20 protein-coding genes are annotated in these 18,486 nt (G+C 71.6%); 12 read left to right on the top strand and 8 right to left on the bottom strand.

The window, feature by feature from the left end; all coding sequences use genetic code 11:
• A partial coding sequence (locus KGQ19_RS28620) for an excinuclease ABC subunit UvrA (RefSeq protein WP_230419586.1) occupies positions 1-2,410 on the bottom strand: 2,410 nt, incomplete at its 3' end.
• Between the two features lie 99 nt (positions 2,411-2,509).
• Between KGQ19_RS28620 and KGQ19_RS28615 the strand changes: the two genes are divergently transcribed.
• Both KGQ19_RS28615 and KGQ19_RS28610 read left to right on the top strand, forming a co-directional pair.
• Positions 2,510-2,950 carry a helix-turn-helix transcriptional regulator gene (locus KGQ19_RS28615; protein WP_212014474.1) on the top strand — a complete coding sequence of 147 codons (441 nt, stop codon included), beginning with the start codon at positions 2,510-2,512 and terminating at the stop codon, positions 2,948-2,950.
• Between the two features lie 4 nt (positions 2,951-2,954).
• A complete protein-coding gene (locus KGQ19_RS28610; protein WP_212014472.1) occupies positions 2,955-3,377 on the top strand; it encodes a VOC family protein in 423 nt (140 codons plus the stop codon).
• A gap of 47 nt (positions 3,378-3,424) precedes the next feature.
• Here KGQ19_RS28610 and KGQ19_RS28605 read toward each other — a convergent pair whose 3' ends face one another.
• Positions 3,425-3,832 carry a nuclear transport factor 2 family protein gene (locus KGQ19_RS28605; RefSeq protein WP_230419584.1) on the bottom strand — a complete coding sequence of 136 codons (408 nt, stop codon included), beginning with the start codon at positions 3,830-3,832 and terminating at the stop codon, positions 3,425-3,427.
• A gap of 198 nt (positions 3,833-4,030) precedes the next feature.
• Here KGQ19_RS28605 and KGQ19_RS28600 point away from each other — a divergent pair, with 198 nt between their 5' ends.
• Entirely contained in the window at positions 4,031-4,447 is a 417-nt protein-coding gene (locus KGQ19_RS28600; protein ID WP_212014480.1) for a MarR family winged helix-turn-helix transcriptional regulator, read from the top strand.
• 1 nt (position 4,448) lies between these two features.
• On the opposite strand, the gene KGQ19_RS28595 is transcribed toward KGQ19_RS28600, so the two are convergent.
• Entirely contained in the window at positions 4,449-6,296 is a 1,848-nt protein-coding gene (locus KGQ19_RS28595) for an AMP-dependent synthetase/ligase (RefSeq protein ID WP_212014470.1), read from the bottom strand.
• Between the two features lie 255 nt (positions 6,297-6,551).
• Between KGQ19_RS28595 and KGQ19_RS28590 the strand changes: the two genes are divergently transcribed.
• Genes KGQ19_RS28590 through KGQ19_RS28570 form a run of 5 tightly spaced genes read left to right on the top strand, consistent with a single transcriptional unit; the run spans position 6,552 to position 10,412 of the window.
• A complete protein-coding gene (locus KGQ19_RS28590; protein WP_212014468.1) occupies positions 6,552-6,992 on the top strand; it encodes an SRPBCC family protein in 441 nt (146 codons plus the stop codon).
• Entirely contained in the window at positions 6,989-8,236 is a 1,248-nt protein-coding gene (locus tag KGQ19_RS28585; protein WP_212014466.1) for an ArsA family ATPase, read from the top strand. Before KGQ19_RS28590 ends, KGQ19_RS28585 begins: the two co-directional genes overlap by 4 nt.
• 16 nt (positions 8,237-8,252) lie before the next feature.
• Positions 8,253-8,723, top strand: a complete 471-nt coding sequence (locus tag KGQ19_RS28580) for a DUF5304 family protein (RefSeq protein WP_212014465.1) — start codon at positions 8,253-8,255, stop codon at positions 8,721-8,723.
• On the top strand, positions 8,723-9,661 hold the full coding sequence (locus KGQ19_RS28575) for an ROK family glucokinase (RefSeq protein ID WP_212014463.1): 939 nt from the start codon (positions 8,723-8,725) through the stop codon (positions 9,659-9,661). The genes KGQ19_RS28580 and KGQ19_RS28575 overlap by 1 nt, the downstream gene beginning before the upstream one ends.
• Before the next feature lie 43 nt (positions 9,662-9,704).
• Positions 9,705-10,412 (top strand): endonuclease/exonuclease/phosphatase family protein, encoded by a 708-nt coding sequence (locus KGQ19_RS28570; RefSeq protein WP_212014461.1) that lies wholly within the window; start codon positions 9,705-9,707, stop codon positions 10,410-10,412.
• A 44-nt stretch (positions 10,413-10,456) separates the two neighbouring features.
• Here KGQ19_RS28570 and KGQ19_RS28565 read toward each other — a convergent pair whose 3' ends face one another.
• The 4 genes from KGQ19_RS28565 to KGQ19_RS28550 are packed head-to-tail and all read right to left on the bottom strand — an operon-like array spanning position 10,457 to position 13,329.
• The gene (locus KGQ19_RS28565) at positions 10,457-11,470 is read right to left on the bottom strand and encodes an NADPH:quinone oxidoreductase family protein (RefSeq protein WP_212014446.1); all 1,014 of its coding nucleotides are present in this window, start codon (positions 11,468-11,470) and stop codon (positions 10,457-10,459) included.
• A gap of 46 nt (positions 11,471-11,516) precedes the next feature.
• Positions 11,517-11,882 (bottom strand): MerR family transcriptional regulator, encoded by a 366-nt coding sequence (locus KGQ19_RS28560; RefSeq protein ID WP_212014444.1) that lies wholly within the window; start codon positions 11,880-11,882, stop codon positions 11,517-11,519.
• Between the two features lie 21 nt (positions 11,883-11,903).
• A complete protein-coding gene (locus tag KGQ19_RS28555) occupies positions 11,904-12,509 on the bottom strand; it encodes a hypothetical protein (protein WP_212014442.1) in 606 nt (201 codons plus the stop codon).
• Between the two features lies 1 nt (position 12,510).
• On the bottom strand, positions 12,511-13,329 hold the full coding sequence (locus KGQ19_RS28550; protein ID WP_212014434.1) for an alpha/beta hydrolase: 819 nt from the start codon (positions 13,327-13,329) through the stop codon (positions 12,511-12,513).
• 142 nt (positions 13,330-13,471) lie between these two features.
• On the opposite strand from KGQ19_RS28550, the gene KGQ19_RS28545 reads away from it, so the two are divergent.
• The 4 genes from KGQ19_RS28545 (at position 13,472) to KGQ19_RS28530 (ending at position 17,103) form a co-directional block, all read left to right on the top strand.
• Positions 13,472-14,281 carry a lysophospholipid acyltransferase family protein gene (locus KGQ19_RS28545; protein WP_212014432.1) on the top strand — a complete coding sequence of 270 codons (810 nt, stop codon included), beginning with the start codon at positions 13,472-13,474 and terminating at the stop codon, positions 14,279-14,281.
• A complete protein-coding gene (gene macS / locus KGQ19_RS28540; RefSeq protein ID WP_230419583.1) occupies positions 14,278-15,570 on the top strand; it encodes a MacS family sensor histidine kinase in 1,293 nt (430 codons plus the stop codon). Before KGQ19_RS28545 ends, macS begins: the two co-directional genes overlap by 4 nt.
• 74 nt (positions 15,571-15,644) lie before the next feature.
• A complete protein-coding gene (locus KGQ19_RS28535; protein WP_212014478.1) occupies positions 15,645-16,298 on the top strand; it encodes a response regulator in 654 nt (217 codons plus the stop codon).
• 76 nt (positions 16,299-16,374) lie between these two features.
• Positions 16,375-17,103: a maleylpyruvate isomerase family mycothiol-dependent enzyme gene (locus tag KGQ19_RS28530; protein ID WP_212014429.1), complete on the top strand. Its 729-nt coding sequence runs from the start codon at positions 16,375-16,377 to the stop codon at positions 17,101-17,103.
• 40 nt (positions 17,104-17,143) lie between these two features.
• Here the strand turns inward: KGQ19_RS28530 and KGQ19_RS28525 are convergent, their stop codons facing one another.
• A complete protein-coding gene (locus KGQ19_RS28525; protein ID WP_212014428.1) occupies positions 17,144-18,418 on the bottom strand; it encodes an alpha/beta hydrolase family protein in 1,275 nt (424 codons plus the stop codon).
• Positions 18,419-18,486 lie beyond the last annotated feature (68 nt).

Below are 18,486 nucleotides of genomic sequence, written 5' to 3'. Positions count from 1 at the left end.
TCCCCGCCCCGGGCCCCAGATCGACCAGCCAGTCAGCGGCGGCCGCGATGCGCATGTCGTGCTCGACCATGATGACCGTGTTCCGCTGGTCCACGAGTTCGCGCAGGCGGGCCAGCAGGAGGTCGGCGTCGGCCGGGTGCAGGCCGCTGGTCGGCTCGTCGAGCAGGTACAGGGTGTGGCCGCGGCGTGCGCGATGCAGTTCGCTGACGAGCTTGATGCGCTGGGCTTCGCCGCCGGACAGGGTGGTCGCGCTCTGGCCCAGGGTGAGGTAGCCCAGGCCGATGTCGTCGAGCAGGCTCAGGATGCGGTGCGCTGTCGGCAGGTGCGCCAGGCGCTCCAGGTGCTCCAGGTACGACAGGGCATCCTCGACGCTGAGTGCCAGTACGTCCGCGACCGACTTGCCGTCGACCAGCACCTCCAGCGTCTCGGGGTTGTACCTCGCGCCGTGGCAGACCGGGCACGGCGCGGATTCTGTCGGCAGGAAGAGGAGTTCTACGCTCACCACGCCCTCGCCCTGGCAGTTCGGGCAGCGGCCGTCCGGGAGGTTGAAGCTGAAGCGGCTGGCGGTGTAGCCGCGCTGCTTCGACAGCGGCTGGGCTGCGAAGAGCTTGCGGACGGTATCGAAGAGTCCTGTGTAGGTCGCCAGGTTCGAGCGGGGCGTGCGGCCGATCGGTTTCTGGTCCACCTGTACCAGGCGCTGGATCGCGGACAGTCCGTCGGCCTTGGGGATGGCGATGATGCGGTCGTCGTCCAGGGCGGCTTCCTCGTCGGACGCCTCGCGGTCGTCGGCGGTGGCCGGGGTGCCGAGGTGGTCCCGGACGGTCGCGGCGAGTACCTGGCCGACCAGTGTCGACTTGCCGGAGCCGGAGACGCCGGTGACGGCGGTCAGTGTGCCGAGCGGGAACCGGACGGTGAGCCGGTCGAGGTTGTGGCGGGTGACATCGAACAGGGTCAGCCACGAGGACGGTTCGCGGACGGTGGCCGGCCGGATGTTCGGCGCGTGGCCGAACAGGTAGCGCGCGGTCGCCGACTCCGGGACGTCCTTCAGCTCGGCCGTCGGTCCGCTGTGCAGGACCCGGCCGCCATGCGTGCCGGCGCCCGGGCCCAGGTCCACGAGCCATTGCGCATCGGCGATCACCCGCGGGTTGTGTTCGACCACGAATACCGAGTTCCCGGCGGCCCGCAGCCGTCGCAACGCGGTCAGCAGCAGCTCGGTGTCGGCGGGGTGCAGGCCTGCGGACGGCTCGTCGAGGACGTATAAGACCCCGAACAAGCCGCTGCCGAGCTGCGTGGCCAGATGCAGGCGCTGGAACTCGCCGGCGGACAGGGTGGACGTCGCCCGATCGGTCCCGAGGTAGCCGAGACCGAGTTCCGTCAGAGTCCTGAGATGCTCTTCGAGGTTGCCGATCAGCGCCTCGGCGGCCTGGCGGCGTTCCGGGGACAGCGCGGCCGTGTCGGGGTGGACGCGAGCCCGTTCCAGCAACCCGGTGAGGTCGGCCAGGGGGAGCGCGGTGGCGTCGGCGATATCGACCCCTGCGATGGTGACGCTGAGCGCGAAGGGGTTGAGGCGGCGGCCCTCGCAGGTCGGACAGGGTTCCTCGGTGAGGAAGGACGCGGCCTTGGCGCGTAGCGAAGCGCTCTTGGTGGTGGCGTACGTGTGCAGGACCCAGCTGCGGGGCGACATGTATGTGCCCTGATAAGGGCGGGTGATGCGATGTGCCTCGCGGACCGGATGCACCGTCACCACCGGCTGCTCTTCGGTGGTCAGCAGCCAGTGCCGGCGCTCGGCGGGCAGCGCGCGGAACGGCGCGTCGATGTCGATGCCCAGCTCGCCGAGGATGTCGCGGTAGTTCTTCCCCTGCCACGCCCCCGGCCACGCGGCGATCGCGCCCTCGCGGATGCTCAGCTCCGGGTCGCCGACCAGCTTGTCCTCCTCCACGGTGTAGCGGCGCCCGAGGCCGTGGCACGTCGGACAGGCCCCGACCGCGGTGTTGGGCGAGAACCAGTCGGAGTCGACCGGCTCGGCACCGGCCGGATACGTCCCGGCCCGGGAGTAGAGCATGCGCAGCACGTTCGAGACCCGGCTGACGGTCCCCACGCTGGAGCGCGCGCTGCCCGCCGCGTACTGCTGCCGCAACGCCACCGCCGGCGGCAGCCCGCTGATGCCCCCGACCCGCGGCGCCCCGGCCTGCTCGATCAGGCGGCGCGCGTAGGGCGCGACCGATTCGAGGTAGCGGCGCTGGGCCTCGGCGTAGATCGTGGCGAACGCCAGCGACGACTTGCCCGACCCCGACACCCCGGTGAACGCCACGATCCGGTCGCGCGGCACGGCGACGTCCACGTGCCGCAGGTTGTGCTCGGTGGCGTCGTGGACCCGGATCATCGGGTCGGCACCCGTGCTGTCGACCATGCCGAAACGCTATCCGTGCGCTTCGCCCCGCGCACGTCACGTCGTCCGGGCACGTCACCGGGCCCGCGCATGTCACCAGGCCCGGCTACCCTCGCACACGTGCCGTCCGTCGCCCCCGCCCGCCACCTCCAGCGGGCCAAGGACCTCGCCGACGCGCGCTACGCCGAGCCGCTGACCGTCGCGGACCTCGCGGCGGCGGCGAGGCTGTCGCGGGCGCACTTCTCGCGGGAGTTCCGGCGGGCGTTCGGGGAGTCGCCGCACGCGTACCTGCTCACACGGCGGTTGGAGCGGGCGGCGGCGTTGCTGCGGCACACCGACTACGCGGTCGCCGACATCTGCTGTGCGGTGGGGCTGACCAGCGTCGGGTCCTTCACCACCAGCTTCACGCGGGTGTACGGCCTGCCGCCGGCCGCCTATCGGGCCGCGCATCCGCCGGCGTCGGAGCTGGTGGCGCTGCCGGGGTGTGTGGTGCGGGCCTATGGGCGGCCGAAGAACCGGACGTTTCGAGAAGACGGTGCGGGGCCGGGCGGCTTAGCGTGACGGCATGATCTCCTTCACCAGTACTCAGCTCTGGGTCCACGACCAGGACGCGGCCCTCGACTTCTACACGAACAAGGTCGGCTTCGTGGTCCGGATGGACGTCACGGTGCCGGAGATGGGCAACTTCCGCTGGCTCAGCGTCGGGCCGGCGCACCAGCCGGACATCAGCATCGTGCTGATGGCGATCCCGGGCGAGCCGATCATGGACGACGCGACCCGGGCCAAGGTCGAGGAGCTCACCGGCAAGGGGTTCGCCGGCACGTTGTTCCTGACCAGCGAGGATGTGGACGCCGACTACGCCACCCTGGTCGAGCGCGGTGTGGAGTTCATCGAGAAGCCCAGCGACCAGATCTACGGCCGGGACTCCTCCTTCCGCGACCCGTCCGGTAATCACATCAGGCTGATGACGGCTCGCGAGATGGCGTAGTCGCCGGCCGGCGGAGCGAAGGCGCGCTGCGCAGGCGCCGCCAGCCGCTACCGCGCGCTGCCCAGCCCCCGGTCCGCCTCGCTCCCGGCCACCATCAGCGTGACCTCCTCCAGCCGGACGAACCGGCCGTCCGGCGCGCGCTCGGCGAAGACGTAGACCTCGTGCGACGCCGTCGACCCGTCGGCCTTCACTATGTCGATGGTGTGCCGCTCGGCATAGCGGACGCCGTCGGCGCCGGCGAGTTCGTCGTGCACCCGGATCGTGCCGTCGGCGACGACGCCCCGCAGGTGGGCGATGTGCTCGGCGAATCCGGCCCGGTCGATCCAGACCCCGTCGGTGCGCTGCCGGTAGTCGGGGGCGAAGTGCCGGTCCAGGGCTTCGTCAAGCGGCAGGTCCGGGCTGAGCAGCAGGTCGGTCAGGGCGGTGGCGATGGTCGCGGGCATGGTCGCGGACATGGCGGTGCTCCTTCGATCACAAGATGCGTGCGCCGTGCACGCATCTCTGACGATAGCAGATGCGTGCGCGATGCACGCTATTCTGGAGCGGTGAACGTTGCTTCCAGACCTGAGCCCGGATCCGAGCCCGGCCCTGAGCCCGGCCCTGAGCCCGGCCCCGAGCCCAGACTTGAGCCCGGCCCCGCCACCGGACATGAGATCGCCGAATCCATCGGCTTGCTGATCCAGCGCGGCACCCGCGCCGGCCTCTACACCTCGCTCGTCGAAGGCGTCGCCGACGGCCTCGATGAGAACGCCTACCCGGTGCTCAGCGGCCTGGCCCGGACCGGTCCGAGCAACGCCGCCGACCTCGCGGCGGTGATCGGCCTGGACCGCTCCGGCGTGAGCCGCCACGCCTCGCGCCTGGAGGCGGCCGGCCTGATCCGGCGGGAACCCGATCCGGCGGACCGCCGATCGGTGCTGCTCGTCCTCACCTACACCGGGATCGCAGCGGTCGGGGAACTGCGGCGGCGCCTGGCCGAGCGGATCGCCGCCGCATTAGAAGAATGGCCCCCGGGCGAGGCCGAAGCCTTCGCCCGAGGGCTGCGCCGCTTCGTCGCGGAAGGACCGTTCTAGCTCACTGCCCGGTCGTGGACCCGACACCGTCGTAAAGCTCCTCCACATCGGAGGCGTTCTCCACCATCACCACGTTCCGCTTCAGCTTCATCGAAGGCGTCACCTGCCCGCCCTCGACGCTCCACTCCGTCCCGAGCACCGTGAACTTCTTGATCGCCTCGGCGTGGCTCACGGCGCGGTTCGCGTCGTCGACCGCCTTCTGCACCTCGGCCCGTACCTCCGGGTCGGCGGCGGCCTCGGCGATGGTCCAGCCGGCGGGCTTGCCGTGGCCGGCGGCCCAGGTCGGCAGCGACTCCGGGTCCAGGGTGACCAGGGCGGCGATGAACGGCTGCTTGTCGCCGACCACCATCGACAGGTTCACCAGCGGGTGGGCGTTGATCCGGTCCTCCAGGACGGCCGGGGCGACGTTCTTGCCGCCGGCGGTCACCAGGATCTCCTTCTTGCGCCCGGTGATCGACAGGTAGCCCTCGTTGTCCAGCGAGCCCAGGTCGCCGGTGGCGAACCAGCCGTCGGTGACGGCATCGTTCGTCGCGGCGTCGTTGTGGTAGTACCCGGAGAACACCATCGGGCCCTTGACCAGGATCTCGCCGTCCTCGGCGATGCGGACCGAGGCGCCGGGGACCGGGACGCCGACCGTGCCGGGCCGGGCCTTGCCGATCGGGTTCAGGGTGATCGCCGCGCACGTCTCGGTCAGGCCGTAGCCCTCCTGGACCTGCAGGCCGATGCCGTGGAAGAAGTGCACCAGCCGGGTGCCCAGCGGCGCGCCGCCGGAGACGGCCAGGGTCGCGTTGCCGCCCAGGGCCGCGCGCAGCTTGCCGTAGACCAGCTTGTCGAAGACCGCGTGCTTGACCTTCAGGCCCATCGGCACCTTGCCCGCGTACTCGGCGCGCGACCACGCGATCGCGGTGGCGGCGGCCTTGTCGAAGATGGCGCCCTTGCCCTCGGCGTGCGCCTTCTGCGAGGCGCCGTTGTAGACCTTCTCGAACACCCGCGGCACCGACAGGATGAAGGTCGGCTTGAAGCCGCCGAGCTCCTCCACGATCTTCTTGGTGTCCGAACAGTGCCCCAGCTTCACCCGGGCGGTGAGCGCGGCGGTCTGGATGACCCGGGCCAGGACGTGCGCCAGCGGCAGGAACAGCAGCGTGGAGCCGGCGGAGTTGAAGGCGCTGGAGGCCATCCGCGTCACGTTCTCGCACTCGGCGAGGAACTGGCCGTGGGTCAGCACGCAGCCCTTGGGCCGGCCGGTGGTGCCGGAGGTGTAGATGATCGAGGCCAGCGACTCCGGAGTGGCGGCGCCGCGGCGCTCGGCCAACTGCTCGTCGGTGATCGCGGTGCCGGCCGCGGTCAGCTCCTGGACCGCGCCCTCGCCGCTGTCCGGCTCGATCACCCAGACCTCGCGGACGTCCGGGGCGCCGCCCAGGCCGGAGTCGGCGACCCCGGCGCGGGCGCTCTCCACGGCCTCGGCGTTGGCGCTGGTCTCGGCGAACACCGCGACCGCGCCGGAGTCGGACAGGATCCACTCGACCTGCTCGGCCGAGGAGGTCTCGTAGACCGGGACCACGACCGCGCCGGCCTCGAACAAGGCGAAGTCCAGCAGCGTCCACTCATAGCGGGTGCGGGACATCAGGGCCACGCGGTCGCCGACCTCGATCCCGGCGGCGGCGATGCCCTTGGCCACGGCGGTGACTTCGGCGAGGAAGTCCTTGGCGGTGACGTCGCGCCACACACCGCCGCTCTTGCGGCCCAGCAGGGCCGCGGCCGGAGCCTGCTCGGCCGCGTTGTGCACCACGTCGGTCAGGTTGGCGGTGGCGCCGACCTGGTAAAGCGGCGGGACGCTGAACTCACGCACGGTTGTCTTGACTCCTCGTCTTCGAGGCCGGACGACGGGGCGGCCGGGCGCCACGTGGGGTGTGGGCGCGCCCTGACGCTACTGCTTATTACCAGCCGGTAGGTAGTACTTGATGCCGTTTCGTAACCTGGCCGACTCCTCCGGTGTGCGGGTGCCGCCGGACACCATCATGCCCTGCCGGAGACCTCGACCAGCCGTCAGGTGTGGCGTACGCGATAGCCTTGGCCGCAACCACCGACGGCGAGGAGGCGGGCCATGTCCGAGCGCACAAAGTCCAGCATCGACATCGCGGCCCCGCCCGAGGCCGTGTTGCGGGTGATCACCGACTTCGAGGCCTATCCGGAATGGGCCGGGGAGGTGAAGGAAGCGCGGGTCCAGGAGCGCGACGACGCCGGGCGCGCCACCCGCGCCTGGTACCGCATGGACGCCGGCGCGCTGCGCGACGAGCACACGCTGGCCTACGAATACCCATCGGACGTTGAGGTTCGCTGGACGCTCGTGTCCTCGAACATGATGCGCGCGTTGGACGGCTCCTATCTGGTCGAGGCCACCGAGGCCGGCAGCCACGTGACCTACCAGCTCGCGGTGGACGTCAAGCTGCCGATGGTCGGCCTGCTCAAGCGCAAGGTCGAGAAGCTGATCATCGATCGCGCGCTGTCCGGCCTGAAGAAGCGTGTCGAGGCGATCTCGGCGTGACGCGGCTGCTCTTCCTCACCGGGCCCGGCGGTGCGGGCACGACCACGCTCGCCGCGGCCACCGCGCTGCGGGCCGCGGCCGGCGGACACCGGGTGCTGCTGCTCGGCGTTGCCGACGCCGGGGAACTGGCCGCGGTGCTCGGGGCCTCGGGGGTCTCAGGGGACGGAAACGTCCTGGATATCGACGACATCGACGATGATCTGGACCTTGATCTCGACCTCGGCCAAGGCCAAGGCGACGGCGGCGGCGGGGTTCCCGCGGCCCGCCGCGCGACCCTGGCCAACCTGACCGTCCGCCGCTTCGATCCGGCCGCGGCCACCGAGACCGCACTGGTCGACATCGCCAAGCTGCTGTCCGGGCCGCTGGCCGCCGCCGGCCTGTCCGCGCCGGACGCCACCGAACTCGGGCCGGTGCCCGGCCTGCCGGACATCCTCGCGCTGCGGGAGATCGCCACCGCGGTCGCCTCGGAGCAGTGGGACACCGTGGTCGTGGACGGCCCGCCGCTGAAGGCCGCGCTGGCCATGCTGGCCTGGCCGGAGACCGCCGCGGCGGCGCTGCGCCGGGTGCGGCCGATCGAGGGCCAGGCGGCCCGCGCGCTGCGGCCGCTGCTGGCCGGCCTGGTCGGGCTGCCGAGCCCGTTCACGATGGTCACGCAGTGGACCGACGACGCCGCCGCCGAGATCGCCGCGGTGCGGATGGCGCTGGTGCACCCCGGCAGCGTGGTGCGGATCGTCGGCTCGTCCTCGGCGGCCGCGCAGCCGCTGCTCCAGGCCACCCCGACCCTGCTCGCCCTGCACGGCCTGCGCGCCGACACCGGAACCCTGGCCGACGTGCCCCGGGTGCCGGAGGAACCGCTGGGCCTCGCCGCGCTCGAAGCCTTCGGCGAGGCCGTCTACGCCGGCTCCGAGGACGGCGACCCGGGCCCCGGCCTGGCCGACCCGCCGGAACCGGCGATGCTCACCGACGGCGACGGCTACCGCTACGACCTGCCGCTGCCCGGTGTCGAGCGGGACCAGCTCGGCCTGGTGCGCTCCGGGGACGAGCTCGTCGTCAGCATCGAGGTGCCGGGCGTGGCCGCGCACCGGCGGGCCTTCCCGTTGCCGGCCGCGCTGCGCCGCTGCCGCATCGCCTCGGCGCGCATCACGGACGGCGTGCTGCGCGTCGGCTTCAAACCGGACGAGAGCCTGTGGCCCGAGCGCTTCCTGACGGACCATAGTGAAGACACACAAAACGGTGACCGGTGACGGGAGGGGCATATCTATGAGCGACAACAAAAACGACATTCCTTTTGAGGACAGCCCGCCGCGCCCCGAGCGGGACGTGACCGGCGAGGCCGCCGACGCTTCCAGCGGCGCGGACGGCAAGGGCGACTCCGACGCGGCCGACGCCACCGCTTCGGCCACCGCTTCCGAGGAGCGGACACCTCCGGGATCGGGCTCGACAGGCCCGACCGGCGTGCGCGAAGATCTCGGGACGTTGGCCGACGAGGCGCGCAAGCTGTGGTCGGCGATCGAATCGCGCGTCGTGGCCCCGGCGGTCCAGTCGTACCCTGAGGTGGCACGCCACCTGGGCGTGGCCGGCCGTGAGGTGGCCGCCGCGGTCCGGTCGGCCGTGCGCGGCTCGGAACAGTCCTGGCAGACTGGCGGCCCCGGCGGCGACAAGGCGCAGGAGAAGATCACCGTGGAGCGGGTGGACCGGATCGATCCGTCCGAGCAGAAGAACAGGGACTAATGACTCTCACCATCGGCGTAGACATCGGCGGCACGAAGATCCTGGCCGGCGTGGTCGACGAGACGGGGAAGATCCTCGACTCGGTCAAAGTCTCCACTCCGGAGAACTCCGACCAGACCGCCGACGCCATCGCCGAGGCGGTACGCAAGGTCCGCGGCGACCATGAGATCGGCGCCGTGGGCCTGGGCGCCGCCGGCTTCATCGACGCCGACCGGGCCACCGTGCTGTTCGCCCCCAACGTGTCCTGGGTGAACGAGCCGCTCAAGACCCGCATCGAGGAGCGCATCGGCCTGCCGGTGGTGGTGGAGAACGACGCCAACGCCGCGGCCTGGGGCGAGGCCAAGTTCGGTGCCGCCGCCGGGCACGACGACGTGGTGGTGATAACGGTCGGCACCGGCATCGGCGGCGGCCTGATCCTGGGCGGCTCGCTGTACCGCGGCCGGTTCGGCATCGGCGGCGAGCCCGGCCACTACCGCGTGGTCCCCGACGGCCGGCCCTGCGGCTGCGGCAACCGCGGCTGCTTCGAGCAGTACGCCTCCGGCAACGCTTTGGTCCGCGCCGCCCGCGAGCGCGCGTCCGCGGCCCCCGGCCGGGCCAAGGACCTGCTGGCCCTCGGCGACGGCACCGTCGAGGGGATCCAGGGCTCGCACGTCACCGAGGCCGCCCGCAACGGCGACACGATAGCGCTCGCGGCGTTCACCGAGATCGCCGACTGGCTGGGCCAGGGCATGTCGGACATCGCCGCGCTCCTGGACCCCAGCGCCTTCGTCCTGGCCGGCGGTGTCTCCGAGGCCGGCGACCTGCTGCGCGCCCCGGCCGCCGAGGCCTACCGGCGCAAGCTGGCCGGCAAGGGGCACCGGCCGTATGCGCAGGTCCTGACCGCGACCCTGGGGCCGGACGCCGGCCTGATCGGCGCCGCAGACCTCGCACGGGTCTAAGCGCTTTCCTCCATAGCGATCACCGCTTAGCGTGGTGATCGCTATGGAGCAGACAATACGGATACTCACTTACAACGTGCGGTCCTTAAGAGACGACCGCGCCGCGCTCGCACGCGTCGTGCGATCCTGCGCCCCGGATGTGGTCTGCATCCAGGAGTCGCCCCGCTTCTTCGGGTGGCGGCGGGCCGCCCGGGCGATGGCGGCGTCCTTCGGGCTGAGGGTGGTGATCGGCGGCGCGAACGCCTCCGGCAACCTGCTGCTGGCCGGGCCGGACGTCAAGGTGGACGCTGCCGAGGTGCTCTACCTGAAGCACCGCAGGGGCTATCACCTGCGGGGTCTGGCGCTCGCCACGCTGCGGATCGGCAACAGCCGGTTCACGGTCGGCGGGACGCATCTGAGTATGAACCTGGAACAGCGCGTCTATCAGGCCGGTGAAGTCCTGGGGCACCTCGACGGCTTCGCGGAGCGCAACCAGACCAAGTCGCGCATCCTGGCCGGGGACTTCAACAGCTACCCCGGCAGTGTCGAATGGAACATCATCACCGAGCGGCTGGCGGACGCCTGGATGGTCTCGCCGATGGGGGCGGAGTTCACCTCTACAGGGAAGAACCCGTACCAGCGCTTGGATGCGGTGTTCGTCTCTAGAGACGTCTACGTGGTGCGCGCAGGTGTTCCCACGGACCTCGTCAGCCAAGCCGATACGGCGCTCGCCACCGACCACCTGCCGGTGCTCGCGGTAGTGCGGATCTGAGCCGCAAAACTACAGCCGTAGCTACCACAATCGTAGTGGGACGGCTAGCGCCAGGGATCGAGGGCGAGCTTGCCCTCGGTCTGGCCGGCCTCGAGTTGCTGCAGTACTGTCGCTCCCTCGCTGAGCGGGTAGACCTCAGGAGTGCCGGGCGTATATATGCCCTGCGCTATAAGGGCTTCGAGTTCGGTGAGTAGCGACCGGTAAAGGGACGGCGCGGCGACGGCCAGCGTGCCGATGTGCAGCCCCTTGATCTGCACCGGGTGCGTGAAGACCAGATCGTGGGTGGTCACGGTGGCGTCGCCGGAGGCCGCCCCGAACACCACGACGCGTCCGGTGATCGGCTTGGCGACCGAAAGGCTGGTCGCGAAGGTCGCCTGCCCCACCGATTCCAGGACCAGGTCGACGCCCGCGGTCCGGCGGCTGATCTCGGCCGCCAGGTCCGGCCGCCGGCGGTCCAGGACCAGGTCGGCACCTAGAGCCCGGACGGTGGCGTGCTTCCCGGGCGAGGCCGTGGCGATCACCCGCGCCCCGTAGTGCCGGGCCAGCCGGACCGCGGCCTGCCCCACGCCGCCGGCCGCCGCGTGCACGAGGACCACCTCACCGGTCTGGACCGCGCCGAGCGTCTTCACCGCGGCCAGGGCGGTGGCCCAGTTCAGCACCAGGCCCAGCGCCTGGGCGTCGCTCCAGCCGGCCGGCACGGGCAGCACGCCGGCCGCGGGCATCGTCATGTACTGCGCGAAGGCCCCCGGCCCGGCGCCGATGACGTGCGTGCCGGGTGCCAAGGGTTCGATGCCGGGACCGGCGCCCACGATCTCACCGGCGGCCTCGAAGCCCGCCACGTACGGCGCCTGCGGGCCGCCTCCATAGGCTCCACGGCTCTGCATGACGTCCGCGAAATTGACCCCGGCGGCACCGACCCGGATCAGGTACTCGCCGGGCCCCGGGACGGGACGCCGCCGGTCGGTCGTGAGAGTCAGGTCCTGCGGCCCCTCGTGCGACTGCTGGACCAGGGCTCGGATTGTCTGTTCGGCGGGGAGCCGCTGCTCGTTGATCTCCATGGACCGACTGTAGGAACCTGACACTTGCGTCAAGGTCAAGCGCCGCTCAGCGACCGGTAGTGCGGGCCTGTTCGAGGTAGGCGTCCAGCGCCGCCTGCTGGTCGCGGAGGACGGTGACGCGGGTGGCGAGCCGGTCGCGGTAGCTCCGCACCTCGTGCAGGAACTCGGCGCACGACACAGGGGTGCCGTCATCGGACCCGCCGTTGAGGCCGGGCAGGATTTCCCTGATCAGCCGCACGGGCAGCCCGGATTCCAGCAGCGTGCGGATGACGAGCACCCGATCGATCGTGGACTGGCAGTAGTCGCGGAACCCGTTGCCGAAGCGGCCGGGGACGATCAGGCCTTCGTCCTCGTAATGCCGCAACGACCTCGCGCTCACCCCGCTGACGCGGGAAGCTTCGCCGATCTTCACAGCGCCTCCCGGATCGCTCGCCTAGACGACCGCGCCGTTGTCCGGATCGTCGTACTCGTCGCGGTCCGGCTTCATCCGGGCCACCAGCGTGATGATCCCGCCGAACACGCCGATCACCGCCAGCCAGCCCAGGTAGTCCGGCGTCTGCCACTTCAGCAGCGTGTGCAGCACCAGGAACGTCACGCCGCCCAGCAGCATCGTCCAGGACGCCAGGGTGGCCGCGGCGAACTGCGGCAGCGGCGGGTCCGGCGGCTCGTAGTGCTCGGTGTAGTCCAGCGGGTCGACGGTGGTCTCGTCGGTGGGCTCGACGATCTCCGCGCGCCACTCCGGCCGCGGGTCCAGGACCGGGTAGCGGACGATCTTGCGCGGGCCCAGGCTCTCCGGGCGCTGCGGCTGCGGGTCCGGGGCCGACTCGCCGTGGAAGGCGACGACCAGCTTGTCGAACTCCACGCGCTCGCGGGCGATCCGCTCTTCCTCGGTCTCGGGCTCTTCGCTCAGGTCCTTGTCCGGCAGGTCGGCGGCCGCGGCGGCGGTCGCCACCTCCTCCGCCGGCTCGTCGGTCGGCTGTACGGACTCGGCGGGCTCCTCGGGCAGGCCCGGTCCCGGTTGTTCGCTGGCGGTGCTCACATCAATTCCCCAACCCGGCGACCCGCCGGACGAATTCCACGCTTCCGGCATAGATCTGATCGGCGTCGTGGTCCAGGGTGGCCACGTGCGAGCTCTTCTCGAGCACCTGCTCCGTCACGTCGGTGGAGGAGATGCGGGACAGGATCAGCGCGCTGTTCGACGGGTGCACGACCGGGTCCTTGCCGGAGCGGAACAGCAGCGTCGGCTGCGTCACCTTGGGCAGGTCGGTCTGCACGGTGCGCCAGCCGCCGGCGAACGAGTCCAGGGCCCGCAGCGGCACCCGGTCGTAAGCCAGTTCGCTGACGCCCTTCTTGTTGATCGCGTTCCCGATCCCCGGGACGCTGGGCACCAGGTGCTTGAGCACCGGCACCAGCTTGATCACCGCCTTGTCCGGCTTCACCGAGGCGTTGACCAGGACCAGGCCCGCGATATCGGCGCCGTGCCGCTCGGCCAGCCGCAGCGCCAGGGTGCCGCCCATCGACAGGCCCATGACGAACACCGCGTCGTAGCCGGCCTGCAGCTCGTGGAACGCCCGGTCCACCTCGGCGTACCAGTCGGCCCAGGTCGTGACCTGCATGTCGTGCCAGTCGGTACCGTGCCCGGGCAGGCGCGGCAGCCGGACCCCGAACCCGGCGGCGACCAGGTGCTCGGCCCAGGGCCGCATCGACTGCGGCGAGCCGGTGAAGCCGTGGCACAGCAGTACCCCGACCCGCGGTGTGGCGGGAGTGTCGGCGGTGGCGCTGGTGGCCTGATCGGCAGCGGGATCGGCGGGCACGTCGTGCGAGAAGGGTTCGGCACCGGGAAGCACGGGCGCGGTCATGGTCACCATCGTTCCACGGCGGACGGGGGGAGTACAGCGACGCCGCACGCAGTAGTGTTCGCTTCGCAGACCCGAAGATAACCCCGCGCGTCGCCGGTATGAAGTCACTGTACGCGCACCCCGCCCTACGGAGAGGCAGACGGTGTTCTACGGCTTGCTCAAGGTCATCTTCCTGGGGCCGTTGCTGCGCGTCCTGTTCCGACCGTGGGCCAAAGGGCTGGAGCACATCCCGGCCGAGGGCCCGGTGATCCTGGCCAGCAACCATCTGTCCTTCTCCGACTCCTTCTTCATGCCCCTGATGGTCCCGCGGCCGGTGTACTTCCTGGCCAAGAGCGACTACTTCACCGGCAAGGGCGTCAAAGGCCGGCTGACCGCGGCCTTCTTCCGCGGCGTGCGCTCGGTCCCGATCGACCGCTCCAGCGGCCAGGCCGCCGACCCGGCGCTGAAGACCGCGCTGCGGATCCTGGACGAGGGCAAGGCGCTGGGGCTCTACCCGGAGGGCACCCGCTCGCCCGACGGCCGGCTGTACAAGGGCCGCACCGGCATCGCGCGCATCGCGCTGGAGTCCGGCATCCCGGTCATCCCCTGCGCGATGGTCGGCACCTACGAGATCCAGCCCACCGGCCAGGTGATGCCCAAGATCAAGCGGGTCGGCGTCCGCTTCGGTGAGCCGCTGGACTTCGCCCGCTACCGCGAGGTGCCCGGCGCCGTCGACGACCGCTACATCCTGCGCTCCATCACCGACGAGATCATGTACGCGCTGATGGACCTGTCGGGCCAGGAGTACGTGGACATGTACGCCACCGACGCCAAGAAGATCATCTCCGCGGAGAAGGCCGCCGAACGCGCCGAACAGCGGGCCGAGGCGAAGAAGGCCGCCGCCGAGGAGCGCCGGGCCGCGATCGAGGAGCTGCGGCAGCAGGAAGCCGACGAGGACGCCAAGCGGCGATGAGCGGGCTGGGGGATCCGCCACAGCAGCAGGAGCAGGACTCGTATCCGGTGCTTGAACGGCCGCGGCCGCAAGTGCCTGCGCCGGCCCCGCAACGCCCCGCTGTCGACACCGCCATGTGGCGCGCGCTAGGCGTCTTCCGCAGCCTCACCCTCGCCTACGCGATAGCCCGCTTCGCCGCCTCCTACGACCGCTACGCCCACCGAGGCGAGGCGATCGCGGTCCTGTTCACCATGGCCGTCTGGACCGCCTGGACCGGCATCGTCTACCACCGCCCCGCCATCACCCGCCGCGCACTCCTGTCCTTCCTGGCGACCGACCTGGCCGTCGGCGCCGCCGCCGTCTTGAGCACGGATCTGGTCGACACCGCGTCCCGGATCGATTCCGGCGCCCTCACCCTGCCCACGGTCTGGGCCTCGGCTCCGGTGATCGCCGTGGCCGTCGCGCTGGGCTGGCGCGGCGGCGTGGCGGCGGCCGGGGTGATGGGGCTGGCCGACCTGGTCGAGCGCGGGGCGCTGAGTCAGGACTCGATCCACAACATCGTGCTGCTGGGCCTGACCGGCGCCGCCATCGGCTACGTCGTCGAACTCGGCCGCACCGCCGAGCTCACCCTGGTCCGGGCCCAGCGCCTGGAGGCCGCCACCCGCGAGCGGCAGCGGCTGGCCCGCGACATCCACGACGGCGTGCTGCAGGTGCTGGCCCTGGTCCAGCGGCGCGGTGCGGAGATCGGCGGAGCCGGGGCGGACCTCGGGCGCATGGCCGGGGAGCAGGAGCGGGCGCTGCGTTCCCTGGTGAACAGCTGGCACGACACCGACGACGAGGACGGCGACCCGGTGGACCTGGATCTGACCGCGGTGCTCGGCCGCCTGGCCGGGCCCCGGGTGACGCTGGCCGGCCCCGGTACCCCGGTGACGCTGCCCAGCCCGGTGGCGCGGGAGATCGCCGCGGCGGTGGCGGCCGCCCTGGACAACGTCCGGGTGCACGGCGGCCCCGGCGCCGACGGCCTGGGCGCCCGGGCCTGGATCCTGGTCGAGGACGAGAGCGAAGCGGTCGTGGTGACCGTCCGGGACGACGGCCCCGGCATCCCGGCCGGCCGGCTTGCCGAAGCCCGCCGGGGCGGCCGGCTCGGCGTCGCGCACTCCATCCAGGGCCGGCTCACCGACGTCGGCGGGCACGTCGACGTGATCTCCATCCCAGGTCAGGGCACTGAGGTCGAGATGCGGGTACCGCGCGTGCCGCAGCCGCGCGGCGCCGCGACCTCGGTGGCCGCCATGCGCAGGGCCCTGAGGTGAGCGGGGAAATGACCAGTGCGGTGAGTGGCCGGCCCTTTGTAGAGTCGGGGACCGTGAACACTCAGGTCAGGGTCATGGTCGCCGACGACCACCCGATGTGGCGGGACGCGGTGGCCCGTGACCTCGCCGAGGCCGGGTACGACGTGGTGGCCACGGCGGGGGACGGCGAGGAGGCGGTGCGCCGCGGCACGGCCGCGCGGCCGCAGGTCGTGGTGCTGGACATGCAGATGCCCAAGCTCTCCGGCGCGGAGGTGACGGCCCGGCTGGTGGCCGCCGACCCCGATGTCAAGGTATTGGTACTCTCGGCCTCCGGCGAGCAGCAGGACGTCCTGCAGGCGGTGAAGGCCGGCGCGATCGGCTACCTGGTGAAGTCGGCCAGCCGCGAGGAACTGCTGGCCGCCGTGGAACGCATCGCGGTCGGCGACCCGGTGTTCACCCCGGGCCTGGCCGGACTGGTGCTCGGCGAGTTCCGCAAGCTGGCGATGGTCCCGCCGGGCGCCGGGGCCGAGGCCGCCGCCGACACCCCGCGCCTCACCGAGCGCGAGACCGAGGTGCTGCGGCTGGTCGCCAAGGGCCTGTCCTACAAGCAGATCGCCGACCGGCTGGTGCTCTCCCACCGCACGGTCCAGAACCACGTCCAGAACACGCTCAACAAACTCCAGCTGCACAACCGGGTCGAGCTGGTGCGCTACGCCATCGCCCAGGGCCTGGACGAGGACGACGAATGAAGCCGGTCCCGCCGGTCCCTTCCCGACCGGCGGAAATCGGACGTGTCGGCCGTGTCCCTGGGGTAGCTTCCGCCCCATGGATGATTTCGACTTCGGCGATTTCGACTTCTTCAGCGTGCTGCGCTCCGAGCTGGACGCCTACGCCGGGCTGCTCGTCGGCCTGACCAAGGACGACCTGGACCGGCAGGTGGCGTCCTGCGCCCCCTGGACGCTCTACGAGCTCACCGACCACCTCGGCAACGGCAACCTGTGGGTGACCACCGCCGTACAGGAGGGGCACGGCCGCAACGACCAGGAACGCACCGCCCCGCACGACCCCGCGTCCCTGCACACCTGGTTCCTCAGCACGGTCGACCAGATCACCACCGCGCTCGACACCGACGCCGGGACCGAGGCCTGGACCTTCAGCAGCCTGATGCCGCGCACCGTCGGCTTCTGGCAGCGGCGGCGCGCGCACGAGACCCGGATGCACCGCTGGGACGCGCAGAACGCGCTCGGCACGGCCGAGCCACTGGACCCGCCGTTCGCCGCCGACGCGGTCACCGAGGTGTTCGAGCTCTTCGCCCCGCGCATGGTCAAGCGCGGTCTGGCCGCCGAGCCGCAGACCGCGCTGAAACTGAGCGCCACCGACGTCGGCCGGTCCTGGACGTACGGGCCCGGCGAGCCGGTGTCCGAGGCCGCGGGTACGGCCTCGGACCTGGCGTTGCTGCTGTGGAACCGGATCGGTCCGGACGCCGCCGGGCTGACGTGGACCGGGGATCGCGCGGCGGGGGAGCGGGTGGTGAAGGCCCCGCTCGTGCCCTGAGGCGCCTCAGACGCGCTGCCGCACGTCAGTGGGCGCTGCCTTATGCGATGAACTGCACGTCCGGGAAGCTCGGCGACGGCCCGTCGAGCAGCGGGCTGGGCCGGTGCCGCAGATGCAGATCGAAGAACGCGAGCGGGTAGGCCTGCTGGATCCGCACGCCCTCACCGGCGTCCATCGTGCCGATGAAGCTCTGCACCCCGGCCTGGTCCAGCCCGAGCAGCTGCGCCGCCGGCCCGATCAGGCCCTCGGAATCGCTGAAGGAGATGTGTTGGGCGCCGTTGAGCTGGAGGTAGCGCCGCCAGCCCTTGAGGTGGGTCCAGAACTCCTGGGCGTCCGGATCGGTCGAGCGGGTGAAGACCGCGCTCATCATCATGAAGGGCTTGGCCAGGTCGGTGGTGATGGTCGGCTGCATCGGCCCGTCGAAGCTCAGGCCGGCCCGGATCCGGTCGTCGGCCAGGGTGGCCAGGGCGGTCGCGGTGCCGCCCTTGGACCAGCCGAACATGCCGATCCGGTCCAGATCGAGGGCGCCCGGCAGGCCGTCGGGCAGCGGGTGCCGGTCGACGTCGGGGTTGCGGCCGGCGGCGATCTCCTCAATGGCGTCAAGGAGGAAGCGGGCGTCGGCGGCGAAGTCGCTCGGGGACATCGGGACCCGGTCGGTGAAGTCGGGGGAGAGGACCGGGCCGCCGGGGAACTGCGTGTAGGCGTCGTAGGTGTGGTCCACGGTGGCCACGATGTAGCCGTGGCTGACCAACTGCTGGACCACGGTGGTGGTGTCGGAGCGGTGGTCGTGCGCGCCGTGCGAGAAGACGATGACCGGCCGGGGCCGTCCGCCGCGGCGCACCGGGGCGCCGATGTGCCCGACGGTGGCCGGGACCGGCAGGGAGGTCGGCGGGAAGCCGACGCCGGCCAGCCAGGCCTGGAAGACGCCGGCCGGCATCCAGGGTGCGACGGGGAAGCGGTCGGCGTCCCGGGCCGGGTACCAGATGCTGGCCATCAGCGGGTACGGGCGGCCCGGGTTCAGCGGGTCGGGGCGGGAGGCGTCGACCAGGTGCAGGTCCACGGTGCCGACCCGGTGCGGGCCGGTCGGGGGCGGGATCAGGAGCTGCGCCGGGGCGCCGGTGGCCGCCTTGGCGGTCGGGCTTGTCGGCGCGCCGGCGGTAGTGCCCCGGCCGGTTGCGGTTGCGGCGGCGGAGCCGGTCGCCGCCGAAGCCCGGGATGCCAGCCCCAACGGCACCGCGGCCCCGGCGGCCAATGTGGCGCCCAACAAGGTGCGGCGTCCGGGTTCGCGACGGCTGGTGAACGATGTGGTCGTCATGTTCGAACGCTGTCATGCGGGGTATCCATCGCACATCGGCTCGCGGGCGTAATCCCCCGGGCTGCCAT

The sequence above is a fragment of the Catenulispora pinistramenti genome, from assembly GCF_018274385.1.
GTDB classification, from domain to species: domain Bacteria; phylum Actinomycetota; class Actinomycetes; order Streptomycetales; family Catenulisporaceae; genus Catenulispora; species Catenulispora pinistramenti.
This window is presented reverse-complemented; position numbering and strand designations above follow the sequence as displayed.